Origin of the sequence: Algoriphagus namhaensis (assembly GCF_042649705.1) — a bacterium.
Lineage (GTDB): Bacteria > Bacteroidota > Bacteroidia > Cytophagales > Cyclobacteriaceae > Algoriphagus > Algoriphagus namhaensis.
The window spans coordinates 37,224-63,479 of the sequence record NZ_JBHRZS010000011.1 but is presented as its reverse complement, the minus strand read 5'-3'; the positions used below and the strand labels follow the sequence as shown (position 1 = coordinate 63,479).

Below are 26,256 nucleotides of genomic sequence, written 5' to 3'. Positions count from 1 at the left end.
GCAACCGGACCAATTGGACCTACCGGTGCTGATGGTGCAACTGGTCCACAAGGACCTACCGGACCTCAAGGAGATACCGGAGCTACTGGTGCACAAGGACCTACTGGAGAAACCGGAGCTACTGGTGAAACCGGTGCTACTGGTGAAACCGGAGCTACTGGAGCTGCTGGTGCTGACGGAGCAGATGGAGCAGATGGCGACTCCGCATATGAAGTCGCGGTAGCCAATGGATTTCTAGGAACTGAAGCCGAGTGGCTTGCTTCGCTAAAGGGAGATAAGGGAGATACCGGTGATCAAGGTCCTCCAGGGTCAGATAACCAGATTCTTTCTACTTCTGGAGGAGCGGGTAATATCTCTATCGAAAATGGAAATACCCTAAACCTAAATGTTAACGATGCCGATGCCGATCCGAACAACGAAATTCAATTATTAGCGACAGCTCCTTCCACACCGGGAGAAATCGGTATTAGTGGCGGTAATACAATTACCCTCAATGTCAACGATGCCGATGCCGATCCGAACAATGAAATTCAAGAGCTTGTCTCGGCTCCCTCTCAGCCTGGTGTTATTGGATTAACCGACGCAAATACGGTGACAGTGAATGTGAATGACGCCGATGCCGATCCTACCAATGAAATCGAACTGCCAACAGGAGGCACTAACGGCCAGGTACTTTCTACTGATGGAAGTGGGAATTATTCATGGGTTGATGCCGTATCAAACCCTATCAAGGCATTTGGAAAGGTAGCTGCAGACGGAACTGAATTAAAAGTAATTGGAGCAACTGTAACGACGAATCTTAATGGTGTTTATCTTATTACGTTTGACAATGCTAGACCTGATGCTAATTATATCATTCAACTCACTTCTAGTGATGGGACTAGTATTTCTTACGCTCTTGAGGATGTAAATGGATTTACAGTCATCATCACTGGCAGTGGGAATGGAAATGGAAATGGGAATGGGAACAGGCAAAATGCAGAGTTTATGTTCACAGTAATTGACCCATAAGTTTCAAAATCAGTTTCTGAACAATAACTAATTCCTTGTAAAGGACAAATAACTGTATAACGCTTTTACTGAAGCATAGAGCAATTATAAAAAGATCCCTTTCGAAGAGACGCATATAGAGTCCCTCTTTTTAAGAGAGTGAAAATCAAATCATCATTGAATTATTTGGACTTTCTTACCAGAGATAGCATATGAAAATCATAGACCGGGTAGGGTTTTAGCATTATAAAACGACTTTGTAAAACCGCAATCTAGTACCCATATTTCCCACCCCATTTACTCTTCAAAAACTTTCTCAATTCATTTTCTCGGGCATTTTCGCCAGGTTCGTAGAGTTTGGTGTTTTTGATTTCATCTGGTAAAAATTCTTGAGCTACGAAATTACCTGGAAAGTCATGGGAGTATTTGTAGGCTTTACCATAGTTGAGATCTTTCATCAGATTGGTAGGCGCATTGCGCAATGCTAATGGTACGGATAAGTCCCCGGTTTCTTTCACCAGAGCTTGGGCCTGATTGATAGCCATATAGGCTGCATTGCTTTTGGCTGAACTCGCCAAGTAGGTCACACACTGCGAAAGAATAATTCGAGATTCTGGATAGCCGATGATTTTCACTGCTTCAAAACAATTCGTAGCGAGCAACAAAGCATTAGGGTTTGCATTTCCTATATCTTCCGAAGCCAAGATCACCAGTCGTCTGGCGATAAACTTCACATCCTCTCCCCCTTCGATCATTCGTGCCAGCCAGTACACAGCTGCATTCGGGTCTGATCCACGAATAGATTTGATAAAGGCTGAGATGATATCGTAATGCTGTTCACCGGATTTGTCATACAGTGCTACTTTTTGCTGAGCAATCTGCATGACCTTTTCATCAGTAATCACACAAGGATTCTCATTAATCCCATCGATGACAATCTCAAGGAGGTTCAAAAGTTTTCTACCATCTCCTCCAGAAATCCTTAGCAAGGCATCCGTTTCTTTCAGCTCCACCTTGATTTTTTTCAGATCTACATCTTTCTCCAGTGCCTGATGTACCATCGCTTCCAGTTCAGCTTTCCCAAGGGGATTAAGCGTAAAAACCTGACATCTGGAAAGCAAAGCCCCATTGACTTCGAAAGATGGATTCTCAGTAGTTGCTCCAATCAATCTGATCACTCCTTTTTCCACGGCACCCAAAAGGGCATCCTGTTGGGATTTATTAAATCGGTGAATTTCGTCAATGAAAAGGACCACTCCCATTTGGAATTTTGCCTTTTGAATGACCTCTCGAATATCCTTAACGCCAGAACTGATTGCCGAAAGCGTGTAAAAAGGAGCTTTGATCTCATTTGCGATGATATTCGCGATCGTAGTTTTCCCCACACCAGGAGGCCCCCACAGAATCAGCGAAGGCACATTGCCTGATTTGATCGCCTTAAAAAGAAATGAATTAGGAGAAGATAAATGTTCCTGACCGATCAGATCTTCCAAACGTGTAGGCCGCATTCGCTCCGCAAGTGGGGTGTTGTTCATTCCTGCATTTGATTAATTAAAAAACAAGATACTTAGAAAAGAAAAAAGGGCGGTAAGGCCCTTTAAAAATTGTCAAAAACTGTCAAATCCTAAAGCTCACGTACCCGGGCTCCAAACTCCTCCAATTGATCATCATCAAAGTCATGGTGAGTCACAAAACGTACGAGATCTGGTCCGAATTTCACGGATTTGATGTCTTTTTGGGCTAGTTTACCCATAAATTCTTCTGGAAAGACTCCATCTAGTCTGGCGATAACGATGTTGGTAGCTACTGGTAAAACTTCAGAAACAACGGACAATTCGAGAAGCATTTCACCTAGTTTTCTTGCTCGGGCATGATCTTCTTTCAATCGATCTACCTGATAATCCAAAGCATAGATTCCCGCTGCCGCTAAAAATCCAGCTTGCCGCATTCCTCCACCAAAGGACTTCCGCACCTTTCGTGCTCGCTTGATATCTGCCTTAGTTCCCAAAAGTACCGAACCAATCGGGCAGCCCAAGCCTTTACTCAAGCAAACAGAAATCGTGTCAAACTGTGCACCCCAATCAGCCGGGCTTTCACCGGACTCAACCAAAGCATTAAACAGTCTAGCACCGTCTAGGTGAAGTTTTAAGCCTTTTTCTTGGCAAAGCTCACGGATTGGCCTGACCTCATCCAAAGTATAAATACTTCCTCCACCCTTGTTCATCGTATTTTCCAGAGAAACCAAGGTGGTTTCAGGTGCATGCACATCGTCGGGATTAATAGATGCGGATATTTGCGCTGCAGTAATTTTACCCAAATTCCCATCCAGCAATTTCACTGAGGCCAGTGAATTGGACATAATTCCTCCTCCCTCATAGAGATAGATATGGGAGTACTTATGGCAAATCACCTCCGTTTGAATCCGAGTATGGAGCCGGATGGCAATCTGATTGGTCATCGTACCTGAAGGACAAAAAACAGCCGCTTCCATCCCAAAAAAGTTGGCGATTTTTTCCTCTAGGGCATTCACCGTGGGATCTTCACCAAAGACATCATCCCCAATCGGAGCGGAAAACATGGCTTCCCGCATGCCTGCCGTTGGTTTGGTCAGGGTATCACTTCGTAAATCAATAATCATTTTTGCTAAAATAAATGGCTTTAGAACTGTTGGAAGGAGCAAGAGTTTTTATGGCTTGTGCAGCTTCTATGGGTCTATCCGTGGCTAAAATATCTGCTCCCTGCTGAACGAAGCTTGCATACATCTCATCCCCTCGAGCGATGGCACTTCTATCCAAGTTACCCAATACCCCTAAAATCGTAAAAACTCCTTTATCATGAAGCGCTCGATTGAATTCTGGGCTTCGCTCTGCTACTCCGGTAAATGCAATAACTCTAGTCCAAGGAATTCCCGTTTCTTCAAATCTTGAAATTTCTTCTTCATTTCGAATTGTGACTGAAAGCATCAACTCAGGTGCGAGATAATGCAGCTTCTTGGCAGCTGGAAAAGTATAGCTAATCAAGGCTGCATAAGCCTCAGATTCGGTGGCTCGGACTTCCTCGACCACTTTTTCAAAAGGGACCGACCGCTTGATATCCACCGTCAAAAGAGCTTTTCCCTTAGCCCAATTCAAGGCTTGCTCGAGTGTAGGAACTTTATATTCCGTCAAATCTCCATTTTCGTCCTCAAGTCTTAGACCTTGGATATACTCGTAGGTTACTTCATTCACTTTCCCTGTCCCATTTGTGGTCCGGTCCAACTCATCGTCATGCATCAGGATCAAAACTGAATCTTGAGTCATGGCCACATCCAATTCAATAATGGCCGGGGTGTATTTGAGTACGTTTTCGAAGGTTTCTAGCGCATTTTCAGGAAATCCGGGATAAGGTCCTCCCCGATGAGCTGAAACCATAGGAATCCGGTCAGATGTCCAAGAGTAGAAGTCACGAGTATCTTCAATGCCTGAAAGGGCTATAAAATATGAATCCAGATTTGAGGATTCGTTATCTATCAAGCTTTCGTTTGGTGCTGAACAGGCAGAGAAAATGCCAATGCCTAATAGGCTAAGTACAAAAAAAACTCTATTCATTCTTTTTAATATCTTTTTTGAAAATAAAGTCAAGACCGGACCTTTTTTTAAAAACCTCTTCCATATCCTTTAATTCAAGGTTTAGGGCTTTGGTGGAAATTTGAATCTCGATTAAGCTAAGAGCTAGGGCAACCAACAAAAAAGCCATGCTCCCTATGAAGACCCAATTAGCCGCCATAGTAAAGCCCTGAAAAAGTAAAAACATACAAATCACACAAAGCAAGAAACTGAAAACACCAAAGAGCTGCATGCCTTTGATAAGTGAAAGTCGTTTTCTAAGATTTTGGATTTGCTCCACAATAAGCTCCTGTTCGGAAGATTCCATATAGTTCTTATGCAGACTTCGGATGAGACTGGCTATAGCCAGAAAACGATTGGTAAAGGCCAGCATCAAAAGGGTAATGGCGGAAAAAAGTAAGGCTGGTGTAGAGAGTTGGAGTTCCATGGCTCAAGATTAACGCTAAAGATGGCTGATTTTGAGAAAAGCACAAAAAAGCCCACTCAAATTGAGCGGGCTTAATTTTTTATTCATCAACATTAAAGGTGAATCACCTCATCGTAAGCTGCTGCTGCAGCTTCCATCACCGCCTCAGACATGGTTGGGTGAGGATGCACCGTCTTGATCAATTCATGACCTGTAGTTTCCAGTTTTCTCACAGCCACAATCTCAGCGATCATCTCAGTTACATTTGCTCCAATCATATGAGCGCCAAGAAGCTCTCCGTATTTTTTATCAAATACTAATTTCACAAAACCATCTTTTGCGCCAGCTGCGGAAGCTTTGCCAGAGGCAGAGAAAGGAAACTTCCCAACTCTTACTTCATATCCTGCCTCTTTGGCTTTTGCCTCGGTCATACCCACAGAAGCAATCTCTGGAGAGCAATAGGTACAGCCTGGGATATTTCCATAGTCCAACGGCTCAGGGTGATGTCCTGCGATTTTCTCCACACAAATAATCCCCTCAGCAGATGCTACGTGTGCCAAAGCTGGCCCAGAAACCACGTCACCGATAGCATAGTACCCTGGCATATTTGTTTTGTAATATTCATCTACTTTGATTTTGCCTTTTTCGACCATAATTCCTACGTCTTCCAATCCACAGTTTTCCAAATTGGAAACCACTCCAGCTGCGGAGAGAACTACATCACATTCGAGGATTTCCTCTCCTTTCGCTGTTTTCACAGTTACCTTGCAACCTGTACCTTTGGTGTCCACTCCGGTTACCTCAGAAGAAGTCATGATCTTCATTCCTGACTTCTTATAGATTTTTTCCAGAGCCTTAGAAACTTCAACATCTTCTACAGGCACGATGCGATCCATGTATTCAACAATGGTTACCTCTGTGCCAATGGAGTTATAAAAATAAGCGAACTCCACTCCGATCGCTCCAGAACCTACTACTACCATTTTCTTAGGCTGTTTCTCAAGAGTCATCGCCTTTCTGTAGCCGATGATTTTCTTGCCATCCATTTTCATAGATGGAAGCTCACGAGATCTAGCACCCGTGGCGATAACGATATTATCTGCAGAATAGACGGTCTTTTTACCGTCCTTATCGGCAACTTCGACCTTTTTGCCCGCTTGGATTTTACCCCAACCTGCTATCACGTCGATTTTATTTTTTTTCATCAGAAAAGTAACTCCCTTGCTCATTCCGTCGGCCACACCTCGGCTACGCTTCACCATGCCTTCGAAATCCGCTTTTGATTCCTTTACAGAAATACCGTAGTCGGAAGCGTGCTGGATGTACTCAAATACCTGTGCGCTTTTGAGCAAGGCTTTGGTAGGAATACAGCCCCAATTGAGACAAATTCCTCCTAATTCCTCTGCTTCAATGATGGCGGTTTTGAGTCCAAGTTGGCTCGCTCTAATCGCTGCTACATATCCACCTGGGCCACTGCCCAACACGATCAAGTCATATTTTGTCGAAGACATATTTTATAATCTTAATTGAAAACTGATTGAAACTATGCAAAAATAGGTCTTTTGGATTCAGAAAAAAATTTGGTGAGATGCGCAGAAAATAACCAAAAATGGACTTGAGCTTCCAGAAGAACCACTTTTCCAAATGTACTTTGGTACAAGTCATTTTTCTCGGGAAAAAATTCTGAAATTCTACTATCTTTTGACTTTAATTCTTGAGGATCAACTCAAAAGGGATTAGCCAAAGCATAGAAAAGATTCTTTTGGGTTTTTTTCTAATTTTGAACAAACAAAAACAACAAACGAATGGGATTACTTTCCGGTAAAACAGCCTTGATCACTGGTGCCTCCAAGGGCATCGGTAGAGCCATCGCTATCAAATATGCACAAGAAGGGGCAAATGTGGCCTTTACATTTTTATCCTCAGTGGAAAAGGGCCAGGCGCTAGAAGCCGAGCTAGCTGAGTTTGGTATCAAGGCCAAAGGCTTTAGATCTGATGCATCCGACTTCAAAGCCGCCGAAGAATTGGTGAATGCTGTGGTTGCTGAATTTGGCGCACTGGATATTTTGATCAACAATGCAGGGATCACTCGTGACAATCTTTTAATGCGCATGACGGAAGAAGCTTGGGATGAAGTGATCGGGATCAACCTAAAATCTTGTTTCAACACCGTAAAGGCCGCAACACGTACCATGATGAAGGCAAAAGCCGGATCCATCATCAACATCACCTCTGTGGTCGGGATCAAAGGAAACGCCGGACAGACAAACTATGCAGCTTCCAAAGCCGGCATCATCGGTTTTACAAAATCAGTAGCCTTGGAACTTGGCTCTAGAAATATTAGATCCAATGCTGTGGCGCCAGGATTTATCGAAACAGAGATGACTGGCGTCTTGGACGAAAAAACAGTTCAAGGATGGAGAGATGCTATTCCTATGAAGCGCGGCGGCCAGCCTGAAGAGGTGGCAAATGCCTGTGTTTTCCTAGGATCCGATATGAGCAGCTACATTTCCGGTCAGGTACTTCAGGTGGATGGAGCAATGCTGACTTAATTTTTCTCCTATTATTTAGAATCAAAAAAGCCCTGAAAATTGATTTTCAGGGCTTTTCTTTTGACTTAGCGAGGATTACTTATCACTCTCCAAAAACGGATATCGATAATCCACCGCAGAAACAAAGGTCTCCTTAATCGTACGTGGAGAAACCCAACGTAGTAAGTTGATCATAGAGCCAGCCTTATCGTTGGTTCCTGAAGCTCTCGCTCCACCAAATGGCTGCTGACCTACCACCGCACCAGTTGGCTTGTCGTTGATGTAAAAGTTACCCGCAGCATTCTTTAGCTTTTGGGTAGCCAAATCGATAGCATAACGATCTTGAGAGAAAACTGCTCCGGTCAAGGCGTAAGGCGAAGTCTGATCGACAAGTTCCAATGCTTCCTCGTAATGCTCTTCATTGTACACATAGATAGTCAAAACAGGTCCGAAAATCTCCTCACACATCGTGGTATACATAGGATCTTGGGTGACGATGACCGTAGGCTCAATAAAATATCCCTTGGACTTATCACAATTTCCACCTGCAATGATTTCGGTCAGTGGATTCACTTTGGCAGAGGTGATATAGCTTTCGATTTTATCAAAGGACTTTTCGTCAATTACTGCATTGACAAAATTGGTAAAGTCTTCCGTGCCACCCATTTTAATGGAAGCAAGATCCTCAAGCATATATTTTTTCACATCCTCCCAAAGATTGGACGGGATGTAGGCTCTTGAAGCCGCAGAACATTTTTGACCTTGGAACTCAAATGCTCCTCTCACTAGACCAACGGCTACCCCCTTCGCATCTGCCGATTTATGGGCGATCACGAAGTCTTTTCCACCAGTCTCCCCTACTATTCTAGGGTAAGATTTATACTTGTGAATATTTCCACCGATAGTCTTCCAGATATGCTGGAATACGCCAGTAGAACCAGTAAAGTGAATCCCAGCAAAATCAGGATGATTAAAAATCACCTCACCTGCTGTAGGACCATCGACATAGATCAAATTGATGACTCCATCTGGCACACCAGCCTCTTTGAATACTTCCATTAGCACATTTGCCGAATAGATCTGGGTATATGCTGGCTTCCAAACAATGGTATTGCCCATCATAGCGGCTGAGGTTGGAAGATTTCCTGCTATCGCGGTAAAATTGAATGGGGTCAATGCGAACACAAAACCTTCCAATGGTCTTTGTTCCAATCGATTCCACACACCATTACCCGAAACAGGAGGCTGCTGCGCGTAGATTTCGGACATGTATTTCACATTGAAGCGAAGGAAATCAATAAACTCACAAGCCGCATCGATCTCAGCCTGCATGGCATTTTTTGATTGTCCCAGCATGGTCGCCGCATTGATTTTTGCCCGGTAGGGTCCTGCGATAAGATCAGCTGCCTTTAAGAAAATCGCTGCACGCTGTTCCCATGCTAAATTTTCCCAATCATGTTTTGCCCCCAAAGCAGCGTTTATTGCTTGCTTCACATGAGAAGCATCTCCTTCATGAAAATGGCCAAGAATATGCTTATGATCATGCGGAGGAGACATCGGGCGTGTTTTACCCGTCCGAACCTCTTCCGAACCGATATACATCGGTACATCCAATTGCTTTGCACGAGCTTCCTTTACCGCAGCTTGCAATTCTTTTCGCTCCGGGCTTCCGGCAGCATAAGCTTTCACCGGTTCATTCACCGGATTGGGTATATTGAAAAATCCTTTTAACATGATATTTGGAGTTTATTTGATTACAAGTGGGGCAAAGATAAACACTTCGCTCAATTTGGCCTGTGATAGAAGTGACAAAAGGCTTAAAGAAATCCTTCCAACTCCTTCAAGTGTTGAATCGTAAAGGTAGGTTCGAGATCAATTTCCTTTTGATCAGGATTGAAAAAGACCTGGTCTATTCCTGCATTTATTGCACCCAGGATATCTGAATTGGGATTGTCTCCGATCATCAAGCAATCCTGATGGCGAGCATTCACGCGCTCTACGGTGTGATGGAAAATTCGAACATCCGGTTTCTTATGTCCTGTAGTTTCGGAAGTGACCACTAATTCAAAATACGGATCCAATTTAGCCGAACGGATCTTTTTAGCCTGAGACTCATTAAAGCCATTGGTAATAATATGGAGTTGATATTTTTCTTTGAGGTAATCCAAAATCTCAAACGTATAAGGGAAAACATGTGGCTTCGAAGAAGTTCTATGCATAAAATCCTCTTCAAATTCCGCAGGAATGGCCTCTGGTCTTCCACCAGCATGGGAGAAAATTCTTGGGAAGCGAGTTTTTCTGAGATTCACTTTATCTATCCGACCGACATTGTAATCGTCCCAAAGCTGATAATTCACATGGTGAAAAGAATTAAAAAATGCTTCGAAAGTGGGAATACCCAAGGAAAGCAATTCGTAATGATGATAAAGTTCGGAAAGTGATTCGGTAACATTTCTATCGTAATCCCAGAGTGTATGATCGAGGTCGAAGAATAAGTGTTGGTATTTTTTCAAAGGGTTAGCGTCTATATTGGTTGTTTTGAATTTTATTGATGGCTAGTTCACGGTTAGATTTCAGGATTTCGAAAGTTTCCTGATCCTTGATTAGGCTAGGGTCCTTTTGTATAAACTTAAAAATCTGCTGAATGATTTCGAGATACTCTTCTAAAATGTAATAAAACACCCATTGATCCACCCGACGGCTACCAAGCAGACCAGCATTCTTGAGGTAGATCAGGTGCCGACTTGTTTTGGTTTGGGTATAATCCAGGATCAATTCAAGGTCTGAGATCGAAAGTTCCTTGTTCCAGATCAAGAGATGGATTATGCGAACTCTCGACTCGTCAGATAGGGCTTTAAATATCCTCAGACCGTAATTTAAGCTGATATTTTTTAGACGCATTTGTAAGTTTTAACTCAAAAGATTGGAACAATACCGAAAAATCGTCCCAAATTACATATAATTGATGGAGCAAATGAACCAACGCTCCGAGTCTAAGTTATATTAATTGTGCAGCAATTTAATCTCTTCCGCCCGCTAGCTATTCTAGTCTTTGGATTTTTCTTCACCTTCATCTCGGCAAATGCCCAAGATCGAAGCGAAAAGAAAGTGATCCAACTATCCGGTATTATTTTGAATGCGGATAGTACTGATGCTGTAGCCGGTGTGAACGTCTATGTACCAAAAAAAGGGCGAGGAACGAGTTCTGGACGATTTGGATATTTTTCAATGCCCGTGCTTGAGGGTGATAGTGTAGTTTTTTCATTTATTGGTCTTAAAAAGCAAACTTTCAAAGTTCCTGAAAATGTCAAAGAAGATCGTGTCAGCCTGATCTTGACTATGGAAGTGGATGAAATTGCTTTGGCAGAGATCGAGGTAATGCCTTATCCCACCGAGGAGGAATTTAAACAGGCAGTGATTGCTATGAATGTAGTGGATCCGATGTCTATTTCCCGAGCAAACATGAGCCCAGAGATGCTTTTGAGATGGGCTGAATCCATGCCGGCATCGAGCAATGAAAACTTCAGGTATTTCCAGCAAGGGCAAATGTTGCAAAATCAAGACCTTTATGGCCCAAGACCTCTTCGATTGCTTGATCCATTTGCATGGTCACAATTCATTCGCTCCATTAAACGCGGGGATCTGAAGAGCAGAGATTAAGGGCAGGCTCGCCACGATGCATCATTTTGATTTTGTGAAGGTTTACTGAATCTCCGGGAGCACCCAGTTTTCCAATCCGCTTGGCATCTTCATCATGGTTTCAATCGCCTCGACTGTTCGTGGCGCATCAATTGATAGGTTGATCGGCTCAGCATCGGTTACCAAGATATCATCCTCGATACGGACGGCTATTCCCCACCATTTTGGATCGCAATCACTTCCTTCAGGAATATAGATTCCAGGCTCTACAGTAAGCACCATTCCCTGCTTCAACGCACCATAACCCCCGCGATCGTGGACATCCAATCCCAAATGATGACTTGTGCCATGAGGGAAATAACTATGCCTCTGTCCTGGCTTGATGATACCGAGTTCGGCAAGACCTTCATTGATTATTTGCTTGGTCACTCGGCTAATCTCACCAAATTCCACCCCTTCCTTGCACAATGCTATTCCAGCCTCTTGAGACTTGAAGACGAGCTCATAAATAGCTTTTTCCTCCTCATTGAATTTTCCATCAATCGGGATGGTTCGAGTAACATCAGCAGTGTAGCCTCTCCATTCTGCACCAAGGTCCATCAATAAAAGTCGTTCGTTGATGTCAGTAAGATCGTTTTCGGTGTAGTGCAGAATACATCCGTTATTTCCAGCACCCACAATTGAGGGATAGCCGATTTCTTCTGATCCGTACCGCTTATAAATGAATTCGTGGATCCCCTGAATTTCTCTCTCAGACATTCCTACTTTCGCCGCCTTCATGACCTCCACTTGACCAATGGCAGAAATTTTTGCCGCTTTGGCTAGCAGGGCAACTTCCTCTTGGGTCTTAACTTCTCTCAGTGCATCCATTGCCTTATCCAAGGCGGTAAGGTTGACTTTTTGAGTAGGAATAGATTTCTTCACTTCCATTCTCAACTCTGGAGTATTGGCATTTACAAAGTTATTGAGCACCTCATCCTCTTGGACCTCAGGATAGCGCTGTTGAAATCTACCTATGATTTGAGCCACATTGGCGGAGTTTTCAAGATCCGTAGCACGGATGAGTTCATAAGCTTGGAGCGTAGCCTCGCTTTTCCCCTCAGGATAATTTGAAGCGGTTTTGAACGTGCTGATCATATTGAGCAAAGGTGCATTTGAGCTACTCTCTTCAATTCCTTTTGCCAAGCTAAATGAGAATATTTCATCAAAATCTTCAGAATTCAAACTTGGCTTAGAGCTAAATTCAGAATTTAGAAAAACCACCTCAAAACCTAGAAGCTCCTTTGCACCTTCGATTCCAAGTCTTTTTCCGTTCCACATTTCAGCTCGTGGATCTCTATTTTGAACATAAAGGATCTCAGCAGCCTGAAAATCACCTAAATTTCTTTCTTCGCTAAAGATGACTAATGCAGCATTCGGCTCTCGGAAACCTGTGAGATAAAAGAAATCTGTATCAGGATGGTAAGCAAAGTCTACATCGTTTGTTCGGTTTTTAACGGGATTGTTGAAAAAGATGGCCATGGTATTTGCAGGCATTAACTTGCGTAGTTCTGCCCGTCTAGAAGCATGCCATTCGGCCGTAAGCCCATCTTCGAAATAAGATTGAGCTTGTGTAACGGATAATGTTAAAAAAAGAAGGAATAGAAATATGACTGATTTTCTCATTTGAATGAATTTTAAGGTGCCCAAATTGTACACTTTTAGCCATTTAACAAAGTCTTAACTCTCCAAAAGACGGATATCCTTATCTTTGGATACATAACAACATTATCTATGAAAAAAATTTGGATGATTTTGGGAGTTGCACTTTTTTTCTCCCTCAACCTAGCGGCTCAAAACAGCCCTAAAAAACCAAAACTAGTGGTCGGAATTGTGGTCGATCAAATGAGACAAGAGTACCTCTATAAATACGCCGCCCGATATGGTGAAGATGGATTTAAACGACTGATGGGTGATGGATTTATGATGAAAAATGCTCATTACAATTACATCCCTACCTACACTGGGCCAGGTCATGCTTCGGTTTATACAGGCACCACACCGGCCGTTCATGGAATCATCGGTAATTCCTGGTACTCAAGGAAGCTGAACGCCGCAATTTACTGCGCTGGGGATTCCACTGTTTCGGCGGTGGGGGGAAGCCAAGCCAGTGGACAGATCAGCCCTAGAAATATGCTCACCACTACTATTACAGACGAGCTTAGGTTTTCAAATAATAAAAAGTCCAAAGTAGTGGGAATAGCCATCAAGGATCGTGGAGCAAGTTTGCCTGCGGGTCACCTTGGGGACGCATATTGGTATGACAGTGGTACTGGAGAATTCATGACTTCAACTTACTATTCTGACGCCCTTCCAAAATGGGTAGAAGACTTCAATGGTCGCGAGCTTGCTGCTAAGTATTTGGAAAATACTTGGAACACCTTGTATCCTGTGGACTCTTATGTCAACAGCATTGCTGACAACAATGATTTTGAAGTGGGCTTTGGTGGCAAAGAAACTCCAACTTTCCCTTACAATCTTGCTGAGCTCAAAGCTCAAAATGGGGAATTGGGAATGGTAGCAACCACACCTTATGGCAATACTTTGACTTTAGACTTTGCCTATGCTGCGCTTGAGGGCGAGCAATTGGGCATGAGAGGCGAGACGGATTTTCTTGCACTTAGTTTTTCTACACCTGATTATATCGGTCACAGATTTGGCCCTACTTCGGTTGAATTAGAGGATAACTACCTCCGACTTGATCAAGAAATAGCCAAGTTTTTAAACTACTTGGATCAGACCTATGGCAAAGGAGAATATCTGATTTTTCTCACTGCAGATCATGGTGTCGCAGATATTGCGACTTACATGATGAGCGAAAATGTTCCAGCAGGAAATTTCCGGTTGAGCTATGTAAATGGTGTTCTTAAGGCCTACTTCAATGAGGTTTATGGAGAAGGAGAATGGATTAAAAATTTCTCCAATGATCAGATCTTTTTGAATACAGATCTTGCCATAGAAAAAGACATTGACATTGATGATATGGAAGAGGCTGCCGCACGGTTTATGCTTCGATTTAATGGTGTAAAAGAGGTCTATACCTCTACCGCTATGCGAAATGTTGATTTTACCGAAGGTAGTGCTGCACTCCTGCAAAATGGATATAATCATAAAGCTTCCGGTGAACTGCTAGTCATACTTGAGCCAGGTTGGCTAACAGGTGGGCCAAGGGGAACTACTCACGGCACAGGGTTTAGCTACGATACACATGTCCCTATCCTATTTTACGGCTGGGGTGTAAAGGCTGGCTCAAGTAGTAGAAAAGTGGCTATCACAGATATTGCTCCGACGCTTTCCATGATGCTTGGAATACGCCTTCCGAATGGAAGCACCGGTCAACCACTTCTGGAAATTCTAGAATAACATGATAAAAATCATGTTTTATGACAGCCTGGGTCTACTGGACTCAGGCTATTTTTTTGGCCATTTAAAGAATGGAGGTGGAAATGGCAGGTTTGCCACGCTTCGTATCTCCACCCTTTCAAACTCCAAATCATCATGCGAGACGGACATTCCGACATCTGGACGCATCTTGTCCTGAGCAGTAAAATGCATGAGCCCATTTTTAGTCCAAAAATGATCCCAGAAATCCAGCAAGCACTGGAGGATTTTATTTCCCAGACTCCAAATCGTCAAGGCACCTATTGCGTACTTTCAGATCATATTCATCTATTAGTCAAACTCCCTCCTGATATTTCCATAAATACTTTGGCAAACCAAATCCAGGATTTAGTCGCAGGGAGATTAAGGCAGCAAGGGCATCTAACCAACCTCGAGTGGGATAGTGACTATCACGCCCACTCCGTGAGTCTCAATCGACTGGAATTTGAAAAAAGTCTGATACAAAGACAGCCATTAAAACACCAAGACATTTCTCTGGCAGAAGAATTAAAGTTCTTAGGAATGTAAAGAGGCCGGAAATTCCGGCCTTATTTTAGTCTGTCCAACTCATCGGGTAATTTTCATCAACAAATTCCAGGGCATCTGTGGTGATATATAAGGACTTAAAGGTATCCAGCATGACAGCATACTCCTCAGTTGCCTTTGCACCGATTGATTTCTCTACGGTGCCTGGATGAGGACCATGTGGCAATCCCCCCATATGAATCGTGAATGATCCACGGTCTATTCCTCTTCGACTCATAAACTCTCCTTCTGCATAATATAAGACCTCATCCGAATCAATGTTAGAATGATTATACGGCGCAGGAATCGCAAGCGGATGGTAATCAAAAAGCCTAGGAACAAAAGAACAGATCACAAAACCCCAAGCTTGAAAAGTTTGATGGACTGGTGGTGGCTGGTGAATTCTACCCGTAATCGGCTCAAAATCATAAATAGAAAGCGCGTAAGGATACAAATACCCATCCCATCCCACAATATCAAGCGGGCTATGTCCATACGTATATTGATGAAGCATGTCTTGCTTTTTGATCTGCACGAGACAATCCTTTTTTTCTTCCTCGACTTGAAGTTCATGTGGCGGACGGATATCCCGCTCACAGTAGGGCGAGTGCTCCAAAAGCTGTCCTACCTCATTTCGGTATCTCTTTACCGTTTCGATTGGCCCCTTTGACTCAATCACCAATAGCCTCAGTGGTCCTTCTTCATCAAATTCAAAACGATAAATAGTGGTTCGAGGAATAACAATGTAATCGCCTTTCCTCACTTCAAGCTTACCAAACTGACTATACATCACACCATTTCCATCATGGATATAGATCAGCTCGTCACCATCAGCGTTTTTGAAGAAATAATCCATTTTTCGTTGCTTGGGTGAACAAATACCCATCATTACATCCGAATTCTTCATCAACATTCGGCGCGCTGTGAGGTAGTCTTCTCCGGTAGTTTGAACGCCTGTAGTCTTTAAATGGGTCTGCTGTAATCCATGCTCTTTGGCTTCAGTCCAAGCATAAGGCTTTGGCCTACCAATGGATTTCACCTCATTCGGGTTGTGAATATGGTACAGGTTGGAATAGATACCAGAGAAGCCCTTTGAGCTTACTAGCTCTTCCTTATAAAGACTCTGATCTGGTTGCCTGAATTGTGTATGTCTTTTCGGTGGGATCTTGCCCAGTCGATGGTAGTATGCCATGGTTTTTTGGGTTTATTCTGTCTGCAAATTACAAAAATCACGGAAAGCCTTCAGATAAAAAGTGACTGCTTTCACTGTATTTTTAACAAGGCCTTAGACAGAAAGTTTGCTAACTTGATAGCTATCATTGGATAATTGCCCGTAATATTTGGCAAAGTCTATCCTTAGGTTTTAATTGGATTCTATCCACAGTTAGCAAAGCTTACCATATGCAAGATCCTAGTGTAAAAAGAAAAAAACTTAAAGCTATTTTGGTCATTGCCGTTCTTTTAGGGCTGATTTATGCCAAAAACTCCTTAGAGCGGGAATCCTTTAAGGAAATGGGAAGGGCATTTACCGAGGTGTATGAAGACCGGCTGGTGGTAAATAGCTACATTTTCTCTATCTCCGAAAATCTTTTTGAAATCCAAGAGCTCGTTGATCACTGCGATATTGATAGTGACTATTCCCAGGCGGTAAATCAAATCAAATCCAAAGAAGACGAAATCCTGACGATAATCTCGGATTTTGAGCAAACCAAATTGACTGAAAAAGAAGCTGAACTTCTAGCAGATTTTAAGAAGATCATAGAAAATGACCTCCGAATCACAAGCTATGACTTACTTTACTCAGACTCATTGGGCGTCAATGTGGAGCAAGTGAAACTCTATGACGCTCGGATCAGTCGTGCTCATAATGATCTGGATCAACTTTCGAAAATCCAGGTCTCCGAAGGAGACCGTGTGACTCGGCAGGCAAAGCGTTTACTCAACAGATCTCAAATTTGGTCTCAGTTTGAGGTGGCACTTTTGGTTATTTTGATTCTGGTTCTTTACCTTTTAATATTTAGAGATTCTAAGCGAAATCGCGGAGTGGTTACATAAAAAAAGGGGCGTTAAGCCCCTTTTTTGCTATTCATCTGAATTTAAATTGCGTAAGCCTTATCCCCTTCATTGAAAGGAATACAGCCATCATACCTCCCGGGAACCTCCACATAATTCAATGCTTGAGTAGCTCCTATCTCTGATGTAAAATATCCCAAAACCGTCAAGTCTCTCAACATTCCAATCACAGGCACTTCTTCCGCTTTCATCTTATTCAAATAAGCCGTACGCTCTTCAGCAGATGCTTCTTCAAAGGATTTTCCATTTTCGGACTTGAATGCTTTCCGCATCTCATTAATCCCACTTACAAAAGCACCTTGGTTTTCAGCGTCATAAGTGTCTTTGACCATCATGACCATAAAGGATCCGATACCCGCAGCTTTCGCTCCTGGAGTGTCTGTTTCTGGAATAATTGTGTCTCCCACCTCATCCAAAAAGGCAATATCCGCAGGACTAAAATTTAGGCCCTCGATTTGATTTTCAGGCGCACAACCAGTCAAAATGGCTGTTGAACCAACCATGGTCCCTCCCATCATGAGAACCATACTCTTCAATGCATCTCTTCTATTTATACTCATGGTTTCTTTCTTTTTGGATTAGAGATTGTTTTTCTTCAGTTCACTCACAGCAAAATCCGCTGCTCTTGCCGTCAAGGCCATGTAAGTAAGGGAAGGATTTTGAGCCGCGGCAGAGGTCATACATGCACCATCTGTAACGAACACATTTTTCGCATCCCAAACTTGATTATTCCCATTCAAAACAGAGGTCTTAGGATCTCTTCCCATTCTGGCTGTTCCCATTTCATGGATACCTTGCCCGAAGGTGTAACCCGCATCATACGTTTGAATGTTTTTGGCTCCCGCCACTTCCAGCATTTCTGCTGCATCGTTCATCATGTCAACACGCATTTTGGTCTCATTCTCCTTGATTTCAGCATTCATTACGAGCGCCTCCATTCCCCAGGCATCTTTTACATCCTTGCTCAGTTTCGCCGTATTTTCGTGATAAGGTAAAATCTCACCAAAGGCCGTAAAGCCAATGCTCCAAGGTCCTGGTTTAGTCAAGGCCTCCTTCATCGGAGCTCCGAAGTTCATCTCCGCAACATCACGATTCCAGCCACTTCGGCTTGCTCCTCCTTGATATCCAAAGCCTCGGATATAATCGCGCTTGTCATCACCTAGGTTTCTAAATCTCGGGATATAAAGACCTGTAGGCCTTCTACCAAAATAATACTTATCATCATACCCTTCTACCTCGCCTCGGGCTCCTAGCCGGAAATGGTGATCCATCACATTGTGTCCCAATTCTCCGGAACTACTTCCCAATCCTTCTGGCCAAATATCCGTGGCAGAACGCATCAAAATCGCGCTTGAATTCAAAGCAGACGCACATAGGAAAATGATTTTGGCATCAAAAACGATGGTCTCCCTTGTTTCTGCATCTAGTATTTCTACTCCCGTGGCTTTTTGAGTGTCTTTGTCATAGATTAATCTGCGTACAATAGCCATAGGCCGTAAGGTCAAATTCCCCGTTGCCACAGCTGCTGGTAGAGTAGACGCCTGCGTACTGAAATACCCTCCAAAAGGACATCCCAAGGAACATTTATTTCTGTACTGGCAACCAACACGTCCGGGTAAAGGCTGAGTGATATTGGCTGGTCTTCCCATGATCCAATGTCTTGCGCCTTTATAGTGTTCTTTGATTCGCTTCGCAAAGTCTTCCTCCACGCAGTTCATCGGCATAGGTGGCATAAAATCTCCATCAGGAAGGATATCAAGACCATCTTTATTTCCTGAAATTCCTGCAAATTTCTCCACATAGCTGTACCATGGAGCAAGATCCTTGTATCGAATCGGCCAATCCACGGCTATACCTTCTTTGGCATTTGCCTCGAAATCAACATCAGCCCATCTATAGGACTGTCTCCCCCAAAGAAGCGATCGGCCACCAACTTGATAGCCTCTAAACCATGTAAATGGCTTCTCCTCTACATATGGGTCTGTATCTTCATGTGCCCACCAGTCAAGATTCAGCTCATTTAAAACATAATCTCTTCTCAAATTCGGGTGATTTTCAAGCATTTCTTGGGTGCGCCTCCCCCTGTGTGGCACCTCCCATGGTGGAAGCGTTGCCGTGTCATAGTCCTTCACGTGTTCTACATTCGGACCTCTTTCCAGCATAAGGACCTTTAGCCCTTTTTCTGTGAGCTCCTTTGCAGCCCAACCTCCACTGATCCCCGACCCGACTACAATTGCGTCATACTTTTGATTTGCCATATGAATGGTTTTTGGTTATTAGGTTAATTATACGTCACAGACCTGCACTGCTTGAGCTAGTGAGGCCATTTTATCTTCAGCTTTTGGGATAAATTCATGAGAAACATAGCCCTTGAAGCCTGTTGCCTTAATGGCTTCCATCACTGCGGGATAGTTAATCTCCTGTGATTCGTTCAATTCATTACGCCCTGGGTTCCCAGCGGTGTGGTAATGCCCAAAATATTGGTGATTGTCTCGAATGCTCCGAATCAGATCTCCTTCATCTATCTGCATATGATAAATATCAAAAAGCAGCTTAAAGTTTTCACTTCCCACACGTTTGCAAAGCTCAACTCCAAACGCAGACTTGTCATTGAGGTAATCTTTGTGATCCACACGGCTATTAAGCAATTCCATTTGAAGGATGACGCCATGCTTTTCGGCTAGGCCGATGATTCGCTTGATTCCCGCTTCACAATTTTTTAGTCCTGTTTCATCATCCATCCCACGTCGATTTCCAGAGAAGCAAATGAGATTTTTATATCCTGCAGCTGCAACTAAAGGGATCAACTCTGAGTAATTCTTTTCCAATTGATCGTGAAATTTGGTTTCGCCGAAACCATCCACTAGGCTTATTTCAGCCCCGTTGCACATGGAAGAATCGATGTCATATTTTTTTAAAATTGGCCAATTACTTGGTCCCATAAGGTCCATACCCTTAATCCCGATTTTTTTGCTTTCTATGCAAAGCTCCTCGACAGTGTAGTCTCGAAAACACCAGTGGCAAACTCCATGATTAATATTTCCTTTAAGCGGAGCGTAGGACTTGGGGCTTTCAAAAGCTGAAAGGCCGCCTATAGCAGCGCCGCCGAGCAACATTTTCTTAAATGAAGATCTTCTACTTGGGTCGTGGCTCATGGGAGAATTGGGGTTATTTGGGAAGCGCAGTCTTTTCTTCTTTGAAAAGCAGTGTGAAAAATAACAAAACCAAAACAGAAATACCAGAAGGAATTAACCAAATGGAACCCCAAATATGATTTCCTTCCGAATCTGAGTAATAATTTGAAATCAAACCAGCAGCCCAGAAACCTATTAGCATTCCGACTCCATAAGTTGCCAAAGTGATCAAACCTTGAGCTGAAGATTTAAACTTCGCTCCTGCGTGCGAATCGGTGTAGATTTGGCCACTTACAAAAAAGAAATCGTAACACACTCCATGAAGGAAGATCCCCACTAATAGCATCCATACTCCGTCATTGGCATCTCCAAAGGCAAAAAACAGATATCTCACCGCCCAGGCGAGCATCGCAACGATCAACGTCTTTTTCAACCCAAATCTAGAAAAGAATATGGGGAGAGCTAGCATAAAGAGTACTTCTGAGACTTGACCCAGGGCAATTTTCCCAGTCGAATTTTCTACACCTATTTCTGTCAGAAAAGGACTCACATTCTGATAGTAAAACGCCAAAGGAATACAGATCAAAATTGAGGAGATGAAGAATATCGCGAAGTTTCTATCCTTTAAAAGAGCGAGTGCATCTAGACCAATGATCTCGGCAAAACTGGTTTTATCAGCAGATTTTGCTTGTGGCGGAGTCTTGGGAAGTGTGAAACTATACACACCCAAAACCAATGAAAGAACACTAGCCATCAGCCAAGTATTTCGCAGAAGTCCTTCTTCCATTCCTGCCTGACTATCCCAGGCAAAAAAACTGATCAATAAACCAGCGGTAATCCATCCTATCGTGCCCCATACTCGGATCACTGAGAACTCTTTTGCCGGGTCTTTCATCTGGTTGAAAGAAATCGAATTCACCAAGGCTAAGGTGGGCATGAATAAGATCATGTACCCAAGTAGCACTGGGAAAAAACCACTGAAATCTGTGGAATTATACATGAAGAACATTAATCCTGCACCAATCAAATGAATCACACCTAGAATTCGCTGTGCATGGAAATAGCGATCAGCAATCAATCCTACCACAAATGGTGCAACGATGGCCCCCAAAGATTGAGTAGAAAAAGCCAGGGAAATATCACTATCACTCGCTTGAAGATTTGCCCCTAAAAAAGTCCCCATAGTCACATACCAAGAGCTCCAAACAAAGAATTCCAAAAACATCATGAAAGAGAGCCGAATGTTAGTGTAAAGTTTCATAGGATCAGGATTTGGGCAGGTTTCATTCTGCTAATTAAAGGGTAAAGTTTAGATTTCGGGCTTTTTAATTTATTTTCAACTCTTGTAAAGGGTAAATCTGGATATATGCCAAAGATTCTTATTTCTTCGGCCACTTATACCCAATTCATACTGCTAATCAATTATTCATGAATTGTAGTTTTTGAAATTTAGATTTCTGGCGAGAATCACTTATTTCAACCAATCAAATCAATAAACCCACTTTTCTCTAACCTATGTCTCATAGCAAAAAACTTAAACTAGGATTAATCGGCGGCGGACCAGGCTCCTTTATCGGGGCCATTCATTTGAATGGAGCCTTAATGGACGGACTCTTTGAGCTTGCTGCAGGGGCATTTAGCTCCAACCCGGAAAAATCAAAACAGCGAGGTGAAGAATTAATGCTTCCTCCAAATAGGGTATATGCGAGTTATGATGAAATGTTCGAATCAGAGCTGGCACTGCCGGAAGAAGAAAGAATTGATGTGGTGTGTATCGTCACCCCAAACCACATGCACTTTGACCCAACCATTAAGGCTCTCGAACATGGATTTCATGTAGCACTTGATAAGCCACTCACTCTCAATTATGAGCAGGCCAAAAAGCTGTATCATGCCGTGCAAAAATCAGATCAACTCTTTTTGCTCACGCATACCTATTCTGGGTATCCAATGATCAAGCAGGCCAAGCAGATGATTCAAAATGGCGAAATCGGCAAGGTTCGAAAGGTATATGTAGAATATCCTCAAGGATGGCTATGGAAGCTTCTCGAACATGAAAACAACAAGCAAGCAGCTTGGAGAACTGACCCCACGAAAAATGGCAAAGCTGGTTGTATGGGAGATATTGGGACCCACGCATTTCATATGGCAGAGTATGTCACCGGAGAAAAAGTCACCCACATCTGCGCTGACTTGTATATTAAAATCGATGGTCGCCCTATTGATGATGATGGGGTGGTGCTTATGCGATTTGAAAACGGTGCTTCCGGGGTGTTGATGGCGTCGCAAACCGACACGGGCCTAGAAAACAACCTGAAGATTCGCGTTTTCGGAGAAAAAGGAGGGCTGGAATGGGAGCAGGAATTGAACAATACACTTTTGGCAAGATGGCCAGATCGTCCGGACGAAATATATCGAGCCGGAACTGGATACTTGGGTTCCTTGGCGAATGCCAACACAAGGACTCCCGCCGGGCATCCTGAAGGCTATGTGGAAGCTTTCGCTAACTTGTATCGAAACTTTGCTCGCTGCATCTATGCCAAAAAAGCCGGAGAAAAGCCTTTGCCCGAATGGGAAGACTTCCCAGGAGTAGAAGACGGAATCCGCGGAATGGCCTTTATTGATCATGTTTTGGCCAGTAATGTTTCAGAACAAAAATGGACTCCGTTTATTGTAGAGAAGTAAACTAACCTTAAACCTAAAAATATGAAAACGATCAAAGGACCAGCAATATTTCTAGCACAGTTTGCAGATGATGCCGCACCTTTCAACAATCTCAAAAATATTTGCGCATACATGGCCGATTTAGGCTATAAAGGTGTACAAATCCCTTCATGGGACCCAAGAATGATAGACCTTCAAAAGGCCGCGGAAAGTAAGACCTATGCAGATGAGATTGCAGGGACAGTGGAAGAAGCCGGAATGGTGATTACCGAATTATCTACTCACCTTCAAGGTCAGCTTGTGGCAGTTCACCCAGCCTATAATGAGCTATTTGACGGCTTTGCTCCAGCAGAATTAAAAGGAAACCTTAAAGGGAAGGCTGAGTGGGCAACCCAGCAGCTGATGTATGCCGCGAAGGCTTCAAATAATCTAGGTCTTACCGCTCATGCTACTTTTTCAGGAGCCCTGATGTGGCACACGGTTTATCCATGGCCACAACGGCCAGCAGGATTAGTGGATACAGGTTTTGGCGAGCTCGCTAAACGATGGCTCCCAATTTTGAATGAATTTGATAATCAAGGAGTAGATGTGTGCTACGAGCTTCATCCAGGCGAAGATCTTCATGATGGAATCACCTTTGAAATGTTCCTTGACAAGGTCAATGGACATAAGCGTGCGAATATCCTTTATGACCCAAGTCATTTTGTCCTTCAGTGCTTGGACTACTTGCAGTTTATCGACTTCTATCACGATCGCATCAAGATGTTCCATGTGAAGGATGCCGAGTTTAACCCTACCGGAAAGCAAGGTGTATATGGTGGGTTCCAAGGTTGGGTAGAAAGAGCTGGCAGATTTAGATCGCTTGGTGATGGACAAGTTGATTTTGGAGGTATCTTTAGCAAACTATCTCAGTACGACTTTGACGGATGGGCAGTGTTGGAATGGGAGTGTGCGATCAAGCATCCAGAGCAAGGTGCAGCAGAAGGTGCACCTTTCATCGATGCACATATCATTCGAGTAACCGAGAAAGCATTTGACGACTTTGCCGGAAGCGGAGCTGATGAGGCCTTTAACAAAAAAATCTTAGGAATTTAACAATAGAACACAAATAGTAAATCATGAAAATCAACAAGTTAGTACCATTCAGTCTTGCCTTACTCGCTGGAGTAGCTGTGGCATGTGGAGGAGGAGGAGAAGCATCAAGTGAAGCAACTGCAGAGGCGCCTGCAGCTGCTCCTGCCAAGGAAATCAGTTTAGAAGAAAAGTACCAAGATGACCCAATCTATATCAAGGGTCTGGAAAAAGTAAAAGGATCGGATTGTACTTCCTGCCATATGGTGGAGCGAAAAATCGTTGGCCCATCTTATGCAGACGTAGCTGCGAAATACGAAAATACAGAAGAGAATGTAACCATGCTTGCTACCAAAGTGATCGCAGGCGGAGTTGGCAACTGGGGTGAAGTTCCTATGCCAGCACATCCAGGATTAAGTGAGGAAGACGCAAAAGACATGATCAGATACGTATTACTTCTTAAGAAATAAATCATGAACAAAACCTATCTAGCTCTAGCTTGCGCCTCAGGCTTATTATTTGCCTGCGGAGGCGAACAAACTACAAGTGAATCCGAAGAAGCAATGGTGGAAACTACCGTTTCAACAGAAAGTGAGTGGATTGATTTGTTTGATGGAGAAACCCTCAATGGATGGCACAAATACGGTGGAGGCTCTGTGGGCAAAGCCTGGAAAGTCGAAAACGGAGAGCTTTATCTAGATGCTGTAAATAAAGATGGCTGGCAGACAGGTGATGGTGGAGACATTGTCACTGACGAAGAGTTTGAAAATTTCCATCTGAAATACGATTGGAAGATTGCAAAAAACGGAAACAGCGGAGTGATCTTTTACATTCACGAGTCGGATGAATATCAATATCCGTGGCAGACTGGCCCAGAAATGCAAGTACTCGACAATGACGGGCATCCCGATGCTAAAATTGTGAGCCACCGAGCAGGAGATCTGTACGATTTGATCGTCTCAAGTGAAGAAGTAGTAAACCCTGCTGAACAGTGGAACGAAGCCGAGATCATCGCTAACAATGGCTCTCTTCAATTCATCCTGAATGGAACGACAATTATCAACACCACTATGTGGACTCCAGATTGGGAAGAACTAATCGCAAACAGTAAGTTTAAGGATATGCCTGGCTTTGGAACCTACAAAAAGGGAAGAATCGCCTTGCAAGATCACGGTGATCTAGTTTATTACCGGAATATCAAATTGAAAAAATTGTAAAAACTAAAGGCCTCCAAATGGAGGCCTTTTTTTATAGCTTGGTGACATTTGACTTTTTGACATAAGCCTGATTGCCTTTCCATTCGATTTTATACCAAATATCATTTGAACCTTTGATTTTCACCTTATGTCCTGGCTCCACGCGCTGAATCAACTCTCCCGCCCCAGTGGGGTCGGAAAGAATCAATGTGGGACTATGAGTAATCAAACCAGAATTCGAGCGAGAAAGAAAGTTATTCGCAAAGAATAGCAGTAACATCAAAAGTATGGTTGGCCAATAGACCGGAGTTTTTGTTTTTCGGTACGCATTCACCAAAACCAGAATCATAGAAAAAAGCAACAATCCAGAAAGTCCCAAAATAATCAATTGGTCATTTTCGGAGAGAAAAATCAAGAATCTGTCCGAATCGCTTATATCATATCCCTCTAAAACATTCTGTTTGGTTAATGTTTCAATTTTCGTAATAATCTGAGGATCAGGATTTATATCATAGTATTTCCCCAAATAAAGTGTCGCATTTTCATTGTCTTTCATTCCCTCCGCAATGAATGCCATCTTCAATAACATGGCCGGAGAATAGACTCCTTCCTGATAATTTTTTTGATAAAGTGACATCGCTTCTTGGAAGCTACGCTGATCAAACAAAGAATCTGCCTGCGCCAGCTCAATTGTATCTGCTTGAGAATTAATACTTTGAAAACAAAGAAACGCAACAAGTAAAAGTTTTGTAAGAAAGATTGGTTTTGGGTTTTGCATTTCTAGAATAGCGGCTTAAATTTGCAGTCCAATTACGGCAATGATCTAGCAAAAAGCAAGGCTAAGGAGTCAATTTGAAAGAGTATAACAGTCATTCAAGGAGTTAAAATTCTTGAAAAACATGATTCCGTAGCTCAGCTGGTAGAGCAATACACTTTTAATGTATGGGTCCTGGGTTCGAGCCCCAGCGGGATCACAATTAACTTGCAAGGAGTTAAATAAAG

24 protein-coding genes, 1 tRNA gene and 1 pseudogene are annotated in these 26,256 nt (G+C 43.1%); 11 read left to right on the top strand and 15 right to left on the bottom strand.

Annotated elements, in window-relative coordinates; all coding sequences use genetic code 11:
* A pseudogene (locus ACFOSV_RS17530) lies at window positions 1-1,011 on the top strand (hypothetical protein); the annotation flags it as partial.
* A gap of 251 nt (window positions 1,012-1,262) precedes the next feature.
* On the opposite strand, the gene ACFOSV_RS17525 reads toward ACFOSV_RS17530, so the two are convergent.
* The 5 genes from ACFOSV_RS17525 to lpdA all read right to left on the bottom strand — a co-directional run bounded on the left by ACFOSV_RS17525 (window position 1,263) and on the right by lpdA (window position 6,512).
* Window positions 1,263-2,525, bottom strand: coding sequence for a replication-associated recombination protein A (locus ACFOSV_RS17525; RefSeq protein ID WP_377907374.1), 1,263 nt, complete (start codon window positions 2,523-2,525; stop codon window positions 1,263-1,265).
* Between the two features lie 89 nt (window positions 2,526-2,614).
* A complete protein-coding gene (locus ACFOSV_RS17520; protein WP_377907373.1) occupies window positions 2,615-3,628 on the bottom strand; it encodes a threonine aldolase family protein in 1,014 nt (337 codons plus the stop codon).
* Window positions 3,618-4,577: a glycerophosphodiester phosphodiesterase family protein gene (locus tag ACFOSV_RS17515; RefSeq protein WP_377907372.1), complete on the bottom strand. Its 960-nt coding sequence runs from the start codon at window positions 4,575-4,577 to the stop codon at window positions 3,618-3,620. The genes ACFOSV_RS17520 and ACFOSV_RS17515 overlap by 11 nt, the downstream gene beginning before the upstream one ends.
* On the bottom strand, window positions 4,570-5,022 hold the full coding sequence (locus ACFOSV_RS17510; RefSeq protein WP_377907371.1) for a DUF2721 domain-containing protein: 453 nt from the start codon (window positions 5,020-5,022) through the stop codon (window positions 4,570-4,572). The genes ACFOSV_RS17515 and ACFOSV_RS17510 overlap by 8 nt, the downstream gene beginning before the upstream one ends.
* 92 nt (window positions 5,023-5,114) lie before the next feature.
* Window positions 5,115-6,512 (bottom strand): dihydrolipoyl dehydrogenase, encoded by a 1,398-nt coding sequence (gene lpdA, locus ACFOSV_RS17505; RefSeq protein WP_377907370.1) that lies wholly within the window; start codon window positions 6,510-6,512, stop codon window positions 5,115-5,117.
* A gap of 294 nt (window positions 6,513-6,806) precedes the next feature.
* Here lpdA and fabG point away from each other — a divergent pair, with 294 nt between their 5' ends.
* The gene (fabG, locus tag ACFOSV_RS17500) at window positions 6,807-7,553 is read left to right on the top strand and encodes a 3-oxoacyl-[acyl-carrier-protein] reductase (protein ID WP_377907369.1); all 747 of its coding nucleotides are present in this window, start codon (window positions 6,807-6,809) and stop codon (window positions 7,551-7,553) included.
* A 75-nt stretch (window positions 7,554-7,628) separates the two neighbouring features.
* Here fabG and pruA read toward each other — a convergent pair whose 3' ends face one another.
* The 3 genes from pruA to ACFOSV_RS17485 form a co-directional block, all read right to left on the bottom strand.
* Window positions 7,629-9,266 (bottom strand): L-glutamate gamma-semialdehyde dehydrogenase, encoded by a 1,638-nt coding sequence (gene pruA / locus ACFOSV_RS17495; protein ID WP_377907368.1) that lies wholly within the window; start codon window positions 9,264-9,266, stop codon window positions 7,629-7,631.
* 83 nt (window positions 9,267-9,349) lie between these two features.
* Window positions 9,350-10,045, bottom strand: a complete 696-nt coding sequence (locus tag ACFOSV_RS17490; protein ID WP_377907367.1) for a YjjG family noncanonical pyrimidine nucleotidase — start codon at window positions 10,043-10,045, stop codon at window positions 9,350-9,352.
* Window positions 10,046-10,049: 4 nt separating this feature from the next.
* Window positions 10,050-10,433: an ArsR/SmtB family transcription factor gene (locus tag ACFOSV_RS17485; RefSeq protein WP_377907366.1), complete on the bottom strand. Its 384-nt coding sequence runs from the start codon at window positions 10,431-10,433 to the stop codon at window positions 10,050-10,052.
* A gap of 141 nt (window positions 10,434-10,574) precedes the next feature.
* On the opposite strand from ACFOSV_RS17485, the gene ACFOSV_RS17480 reads away from it, so the two are divergent.
* Window positions 10,575-11,192 (top strand): carboxypeptidase-like regulatory domain-containing protein, encoded by a 618-nt coding sequence (locus tag ACFOSV_RS17480; protein ID WP_377907375.1) that lies wholly within the window; start codon window positions 10,575-10,577, stop codon window positions 11,190-11,192.
* Window positions 11,193-11,234: 42 nt separating this feature from the next.
* On the opposite strand, the gene ACFOSV_RS17475 is transcribed toward ACFOSV_RS17480, so the two are convergent.
* A complete protein-coding gene (locus ACFOSV_RS17475) occupies window positions 11,235-12,836 on the bottom strand; it encodes an aminopeptidase P family protein (protein ID WP_377907365.1) in 1,602 nt (533 codons plus the stop codon).
* Window positions 12,837-12,944: 108 nt separating this feature from the next.
* On the opposite strand from ACFOSV_RS17475, the gene pafA reads away from it, so the two are divergent.
* Both pafA and ACFOSV_RS17465 read left to right on the top strand, forming a co-directional pair.
* Window positions 12,945-14,573, top strand: coding sequence for an alkaline phosphatase PafA (pafA, locus tag ACFOSV_RS17470; RefSeq protein ID WP_377907364.1), 1,629 nt, complete (start codon window positions 12,945-12,947; stop codon window positions 14,571-14,573).
* Window positions 14,574-14,708: 135 nt separating this feature from the next.
* Complete coding sequence (locus ACFOSV_RS17465; protein ID WP_377907363.1) at window positions 14,709-15,119, top strand: transposase; 411 nt, start codon at window positions 14,709-14,711, stop codon at window positions 15,117-15,119.
* A gap of 25 nt (window positions 15,120-15,144) precedes the next feature.
* Here ACFOSV_RS17465 and ACFOSV_RS17460 read toward each other — a convergent pair whose 3' ends face one another.
* Complete coding sequence (locus tag ACFOSV_RS17460; RefSeq protein WP_377907362.1) at window positions 15,145-16,308, bottom strand: homogentisate 1,2-dioxygenase; 1,164 nt, start codon at window positions 16,306-16,308, stop codon at window positions 15,145-15,147.
* 209 nt (window positions 16,309-16,517) lie between these two features.
* Between ACFOSV_RS17460 and ACFOSV_RS17455 the strand changes: the two genes are divergently transcribed.
* Complete coding sequence (locus ACFOSV_RS17455; RefSeq protein ID WP_377907361.1) at window positions 16,518-17,171, top strand: MCP four helix bundle domain-containing protein; 654 nt, start codon at window positions 16,518-16,520, stop codon at window positions 17,169-17,171.
* Between the two features lie 41 nt (window positions 17,172-17,212).
* On the opposite strand, the gene ACFOSV_RS17450 is transcribed toward ACFOSV_RS17455, so the two are convergent.
* Genes ACFOSV_RS17450 through ACFOSV_RS17435 form a run of 4 tightly spaced genes read right to left on the bottom strand, consistent with a single transcriptional unit; the run spans window position 17,213 to window position 21,584 of the window.
* A complete protein-coding gene (locus tag ACFOSV_RS17450) occupies window positions 17,213-17,749 on the bottom strand; it encodes a gluconate 2-dehydrogenase subunit 3 family protein (RefSeq protein WP_377907360.1) in 537 nt (178 codons plus the stop codon).
* Window positions 17,750-17,767: 18 nt separating this feature from the next.
* Complete coding sequence (locus ACFOSV_RS17445) at window positions 17,768-19,447, bottom strand: GMC oxidoreductase (RefSeq protein ID WP_377907359.1); 1,680 nt, start codon at window positions 19,445-19,447, stop codon at window positions 17,768-17,770.
* A 27-nt stretch (window positions 19,448-19,474) separates the two neighbouring features.
* The gene (locus ACFOSV_RS17440) at window positions 19,475-20,344 is read right to left on the bottom strand and encodes a hydroxypyruvate isomerase family protein (RefSeq protein WP_377907358.1); all 870 of its coding nucleotides are present in this window, start codon (window positions 20,342-20,344) and stop codon (window positions 19,475-19,477) included.
* Window positions 20,345-20,357: 13 nt separating this feature from the next.
* A complete protein-coding gene (locus ACFOSV_RS17435; RefSeq protein ID WP_377907357.1) occupies window positions 20,358-21,584 on the bottom strand; it encodes a nucleoside permease in 1,227 nt (408 codons plus the stop codon).
* 254 nt (window positions 21,585-21,838) lie between these two features.
* Between ACFOSV_RS17435 and ACFOSV_RS17430 the strand changes: the two genes are divergently transcribed.
* From ACFOSV_RS17430 to ACFOSV_RS17415, 4 genes are read left to right on the top strand one after another with little or no spacing between them, the layout of a single operon-like run.
* Window positions 21,839-23,008: a Gfo/Idh/MocA family protein gene (locus ACFOSV_RS17430; protein ID WP_377907356.1), complete on the top strand. Its 1,170-nt coding sequence runs from the start codon at window positions 21,839-21,841 to the stop codon at window positions 23,006-23,008.
* A gap of 21 nt (window positions 23,009-23,029) precedes the next feature.
* Window positions 23,030-24,082, top strand: a complete 1,053-nt coding sequence (locus ACFOSV_RS17425; RefSeq protein WP_377907355.1) for a sugar phosphate isomerase/epimerase family protein — start codon at window positions 23,030-23,032, stop codon at window positions 24,080-24,082.
* A 23-nt stretch (window positions 24,083-24,105) separates the two neighbouring features.
* Window positions 24,106-24,528: a c-type cytochrome gene (locus tag ACFOSV_RS17420; RefSeq protein ID WP_377907354.1), complete on the top strand. Its 423-nt coding sequence runs from the start codon at window positions 24,106-24,108 to the stop codon at window positions 24,526-24,528.
* 3 nt (window positions 24,529-24,531) lie between these two features.
* Entirely contained in the window at window positions 24,532-25,275 is a 744-nt protein-coding gene (locus tag ACFOSV_RS17415; protein ID WP_377907353.1) for a 3-keto-disaccharide hydrolase, read from the top strand.
* 31 nt (window positions 25,276-25,306) lie between these two features.
* Here ACFOSV_RS17415 and ACFOSV_RS17410 read toward each other — a convergent pair whose 3' ends face one another.
* On the bottom strand, window positions 25,307-26,032 hold the full coding sequence (locus ACFOSV_RS17410; RefSeq protein WP_377907352.1) for a hypothetical protein: 726 nt from the start codon (window positions 26,030-26,032) through the stop codon (window positions 25,307-25,309).
* A gap of 123 nt (window positions 26,033-26,155) precedes the next feature.
* On the opposite strand from ACFOSV_RS17410, the gene ACFOSV_RS17405 reads away from it, so the two are divergent.
* Window positions 26,156-26,228 (top strand) — tRNA-Lys (locus ACFOSV_RS17405).
* Window positions 26,229-26,256: the final 28 nt, after the last annotated feature.